Origin of the sequence: Bradyrhizobium sp. PRIMUS42, assembly GCF_023006515.1 — a bacterium.
Taxonomy (GTDB): Bacteria; Pseudomonadota; Alphaproteobacteria; order Rhizobiales; family Xanthobacteraceae; genus Bradyrhizobium.
In genome coordinates this window covers 1-629 of sequence record NZ_JALBGZ010001451.1, presented here as the reverse complement: position 1 = coordinate 629, position 629 = coordinate 1, and the positions used below count along the sequence as shown (strand labels likewise).

Below are 629 nucleotides of genomic sequence, written 5' to 3'. Positions count from 1 at the left end.
AGCGCCGTCATCAACACCGGGCGCAGCCGCGTCAGCGCACCCTCGCGCACCGCGTCCGCGATGGGGTGTCCCTCGCTGCGGAGACGCTCGATGAAGGCGATGATGACGAGGCCGTTGAGCACGGCGACGCCCGATAGCGCGATGAAGCCGACACCGGCGCTGATGGACAACGGGATGTCGCGCAGCAGCAGCGCGGCAACGCCGCCGGTCAGCGCCAACGGCACGCCTGAGAACACCAGCGCCGCATCGGCCGCCGATCCCATCCCCATGAACAGCAGCAGGAACACCAGCAACAGCGCCACCGGCACCACGATCGTCAGCCGCTTGGTCGCGGACACCAGCTGCTCGAACTGCCCGCCCCAGCCGATCCAGTAACCCGGCGGCAGCTTGACCTTCTCCGCCACCGCCGCTTCCGCCTCGGACACGAAGGAGCCGAGATCGCGCGCGCGGACATTGGCGGTGACGACGATGCGCCGCTTGCCGTTCTCGCGGCTGATCTGGTTGGGACCGGGCGTCGCATCGACGGTCGCAACCGAGGACAGCGGCACATAGCGCATCTGGGTGAGCGGGGAGGCGGCCAGCGCGGTCGGCACGAACGAGGGATCGCTGGTCAGGAACACAGCGGTGCC

At 69.3% G+C, this 629-nt stretch carries 1 protein-coding gene; it reads right to left on the bottom strand.

Annotated elements, in window-relative coordinates; all coding sequences use genetic code 11:
- On the bottom strand, positions 1–629 hold a 629-nt coding region (locus MOV75_RS41005), incomplete at both ends, for an efflux RND transporter permease subunit (RefSeq protein WP_247008553.1).